The sequence below is a fragment of the Victivallis sp. genome (assembly GCF_048170485.1).
Lineage (GTDB): Bacteria > Verrucomicrobiota > Lentisphaeria > Victivallales > Victivallaceae > Victivallis.
Window position 1 is genome coordinate 1 of sequence record NZ_DBEXAY010000286.1, and the last position, 3,739, is coordinate 3,739.

At 62.7% G+C, this 3,739-nt stretch carries 5 protein-coding genes; all 5 read right to left on the reverse strand.

Annotated features, from left to right (window positions below; translation table 11 throughout):
- On the reverse strand, positions 1-888 hold an 888-nt coding region (locus tag ACMLHG_RS14625), incomplete at its 3' end, for a cation-transporting P-type ATPase (protein ID WP_417170975.1).
- A 37-nt stretch (positions 889-925) separates the two neighbouring features.
- Positions 926-1,591 carry a lysophospholipid acyltransferase family protein gene (locus ACMLHG_RS14630; RefSeq protein WP_294433236.1) on the reverse strand — a complete coding sequence of 222 codons (666 nt, stop codon included), beginning with the start codon at positions 1,589-1,591 and terminating at the stop codon, positions 926-928.
- Positions 1,591-2,232: an endonuclease III gene (gene nth, locus ACMLHG_RS14635; RefSeq protein ID WP_294433235.1), complete on the reverse strand. Its 642-nt coding sequence runs from the start codon at positions 2,230-2,232 to the stop codon at positions 1,591-1,593. The genes ACMLHG_RS14630 and nth overlap by 1 nt, the downstream gene beginning before the upstream one ends.
- Positions 2,232-2,849, reverse strand: a complete 618-nt coding sequence (gene hisH, locus ACMLHG_RS14640; protein WP_294433233.1) for an imidazole glycerol phosphate synthase subunit HisH — start codon at positions 2,847-2,849, stop codon at positions 2,232-2,234. The genes nth and hisH overlap by 1 nt, the downstream gene beginning before the upstream one ends.
- Positions 2,850-2,929: 80 nt before the next feature.
- Positions 2,930-3,661 carry a helix-turn-helix domain-containing protein gene (locus tag ACMLHG_RS14645; protein WP_417170976.1) on the reverse strand — a complete coding sequence of 244 codons (732 nt, stop codon included), beginning with the start codon at positions 3,659-3,661 and terminating at the stop codon, positions 2,930-2,932.
- Positions 3,662-3,739: the final 78 nt, after the last annotated feature.

A 3,739-nucleotide genomic window follows, 5' to 3' on the forward strand; every position in this document is an offset into this window, starting at 1 on the left:
GCGAATCACCTCCAGCCCGTCGGTGATGAGCGGCAGCCAGACGCGGAGCAGTGCCAGCGCCAGCGCCAGCGCCAGCGTCGCCGTCACGCCCCACTGCGCCGGGGTCTGCACCATCTCGCCGCGGAAAATTTCCCGGCCGGCCAGAACGCCGAAGGTCAGCACCGAAATGAGAAATCCGACCAGTCCGATCAGGCGGCTGAGTTTTTCCAGCTGCTTCTGGAGCGGCGTCTCCTCGCCGGTCTCCAGCGAGGCTTCGCGGGCGGTATGGCCGATTTCAGTATGTTCCCCGACCGCGGTGATCTCGGCGTATCCATAGCCTTCGACCACCGGCGTGCCGCGCATGAGTTTATCCGCCGGATAGGTGGTTTCGCCCAGCCGGGCGATCTCCGGGTGTCCCGCCGGGAATTTCCCGACCGGATCGGTTTCGCCGGTGAGGCTGGATTCATCCAGCTGCAGATTGACCGCCTCCAGCACTCTGGCATCCGCCGGAATCTCTTCGCCCTGTTCGACGAAAATCACATCGCCCACCACCAGATCGCGCCGGGGCACCATCACAAACGCCCCGTTCCGGATCACCTTGTAGGGAAGATCGTCGTTGCTCTGGTTCAACAGGTCGAACTCCTTCTCCGCCCGGTATTCGTTCAGGAAGGCGATGAAGGTCGCCAGCAGAATCGCCACCAGAATGCCGCCCCCCTCGACCCAGTCGCCGATCAGGCATGAGAGCACCGCCGCAATCATCAGAATCCGGATCACCGGATCACGGAACTTGCGCAGATACTGAATGTACCACGGAATGCGGACCGGAGCAGGCAGTACGTTGCCGCCATGCTCCGCACGGCTGAGTTTCACCTGTTCGTCCGACAGGCCTCTGTAGTTGAGTTTTTCCATATTTTCCCCTCGTTGTTTCCCTTGATTGCCTCCGGTGTCAGCGGGCGGGATCGACCGTAATCGCAAGCAGCGCGTCCTCCACCAGCTTCCGGTAATGTTCCAGCCCCTCCGCATCGAGCTCCGGAGGAATTGCAATCCGCTCGCCCAGCACCAGCGTCAACCGGCTGAACGGTTTCGGAATCTGGAACTGATCCCAGCTCTTCACCCTCCAGCACCGGGTGGCGTTGACACTGATCGGTATGATTCCGCCGCCGGTCAGCGAGGCGAGCTGAATCGGACCATTCTTCATCACGTACCGGGGACCGCGCGGCCCGTCCGGCGTGAAACTCACATTGAATCCGTCGCGAATCGCGTGCACCGCCGCCAGCTGCGCCTTCGCCCCGCCCCGCGTCGAGGAGCCGCGCAGACTCCGCAGCCCCAGATTGGCGATGAAATCCGTCACATACTGGCCGTCGCGCGAGGCGCTCACCACCGCAACCGTCCGACGCCGCGTCGCAGGCGGAAAGATCGCCGCAAAGAACATCAGCCGGTTGTGCCAGGTCACGGAAACCGCCCCCCTCGCCTGCCCGATATGGTCGAACGGATCCTCCACCCGGACGCGGTACAGCGTATGCAGCAAAAGCACCATCAGCCGGGCAGGAAGCCAGTAGAGCCAGGTCGGCAGCTTCTTGACGCTGCGGAATTTCTGCTTGAAATAGCCCATTATTTCCGCCCTTTCACCCCCACCTTCCGGCAGAAGCCGGCAAGCGTACAGCGGTCGCACTCCGGCCGGGCGGCATGGCAGACCCGCCGACCATGCTGAATGAGCAGATGGGAGAAATTCGTCCAGTATTCCGGCGGCACGACGGCGTTCTGCGCCGCTTCGATCGCCTCGGGCGACTTCGTTTTGACCAGTCCAATCCGGTTCAGCACCCGGTTGACATGGGTGTCCACCGGAAAGCCCGGCACCTGAAACGCGTCGCCAAGAACCACGTTGGCGCTCTTGCGGCCGATCCCCGGCAGGCGGGTCAGCTCCTCCATCGTATGCGGCACTTCGCCTCCGAACTCCCGGACCAGCATTTCGGCACAGGCCGAGAGGTTTTCACTCTTGTTGCGGTAAAGTCCGCAGGGGCGGATGATTTCGGCAATCGTCTCCACCGGCAGCGCCGCCATCGCCGCCGGATCCGGCGCCACGGCGAAAAGCTTCTCCGTCACCTGATTGACCCGGTCGTCGCGGCATTGCGCCGAGAGCATCACCGCCGCCAGCAACTGAAAGGGTGTCGCATGTTTCAGCGGGCAGGTGCAGTCCCCGTAGAGCCGGTACAGCTCATCGTATACGCGGAGCCACTCTTTTTTCCCCGCCATCACCGGAACCCTCCGCCCAGCGTCAGAAAATTGCGAAGCAGCCGCAACCCGAGCCGCTGGCTCTTCTCCGGGTGGAACTGCGTGGCAAACCAGCGCCCCGAGCCGACCGCCGCCGAAAACGGCAGGATGTACTCGCAGGTCGCCGCGGTCCAGGCAGGATCCACCGGCACGTAGTAGGAGTGGACAAAATAGAAGAAACTGTCCTCACCGATCCCGTCGAAGAGCGGACAGCCCGGCGTCGGCGTCAGCGAGCTCCAGCCCATATGAGGAACCTTTTCACGGCCGGCGGGGAAGCGGAGCACCTTCCCGGGGAACACCCCGAGCCCGGCGACGCCGGGCGCCTCTTCGCTCTCCTCAAACAGCATCTGCATCCCGAGGCAGATGCCGAGCAGAAATCCGCCGGAACCGACAAAATCCCGGATGGCGCGGTCAAATCCGCGCTGCCGGAGATTTTCCATCCCGTCGCCGAAGTTCCCGACTCCCGGCAGGATGCAGCAGTCAAACCCGCGCAACTCCTGCCCGCTTGCAACCACCCGGGCCGAGGCGCCGACGAACTCCAGCGCCTTTGCCACCGAACCGAGGTTGCCCATGTTATAATCGATCAGAGCTGTACTCATGAAGGCTCCTTCCGCATATTTGGTGGAGCCATACTATACACCGTTTTACGGTGAAAAGCAACAGCGCACGGTCTGAAATTCTATCGATGCATCTTCAGAACGATCTCATGGACCGGATGGATCCAGCGGATCAGCCCCGGTTCCTCCGCCCGCGACCAGTACAGCTCCCGCCCGCCTCCGGCCAGAACCGGCCGGAACACCACGCGATCCCCCTCCGGATGATACTCCCGCAGCAGAATCCGCCCGTCGGCCACGCCGAACAGCGTCAGATCCCCGGCGGCCGGATAGGTGTCCGCCTCGATCATCAGCAGACTGCCCGGCGCAAGTTCCGTGCTGTTGCTCCCCGGTTCAATCCGGATGACGCACATATCCTCCTGCGGGAAATGCTCCCGGCTGCGCTCCGGCGAGTTGCGCCGCAGAAACTTCGTCAGCGGTTCGAACGCCGGTTCAAAACTCCGGAGCAGGCTGAAACCGGCCACCGGAGCCGGAGCCGCCTCCGGTTCCGCCGGAGATCCCGCCCCACCCTCCGTGAGGTTCACCCGGAACGTGCGGTGCCCGACCGCCTCCGGCTCCGCCCCGGCAAGGCGGGCATTGAACAGCGTCGTGTAAAATTCGGAAATGGCCGCATCGTCGAACTTCAGATAGTCGGCAATCGTGGCCAGCTGACGCGGATTCAGCAGGAACTGCCCGTTTTTTATCTGCGAAACCGCGGCCTTTGATATGTGCAGCACCTGCGCGAGGTCCCCCTGCCGCATCGATGCGCGTTCCAGATACCGCGCGATGATGTTCCACCCGTTCACATGTAAACTCATATCCACCTCTTCTGTTTCCCCGTCCGGCATCGGAGCGGCAGTCGCGGTTAACCGCAAACTTAACTATAAATCAGTATA

Coding starts and splice junctions, on each gene's coding strand:
- ACMLHG_RS14630 (WP_294433236.1), bottom strand. CDS start 1,591: ATGGGCTATTTCAAGCAGAAATTCCGCAGCGTCAAGAAGCTGCCGACC.
- nth (WP_294433235.1), bottom strand. CDS start 2,232: ATGGCGGGGAAAAAAGAGTGGCTCCGCGTATACGATGAGCTGTACCGG.
- hisH (WP_294433233.1), bottom strand. CDS start 2,849: ATGAGTACAGCTCTGATCGATTATAACATGGGCAACCTCGGTTCGGTG.
- ACMLHG_RS14645 (WP_417170976.1), bottom strand. CDS start 3,661: ATGAGTTTACATGTGAACGGGTGGAACATCATCGCGCGGTATCTGGAA.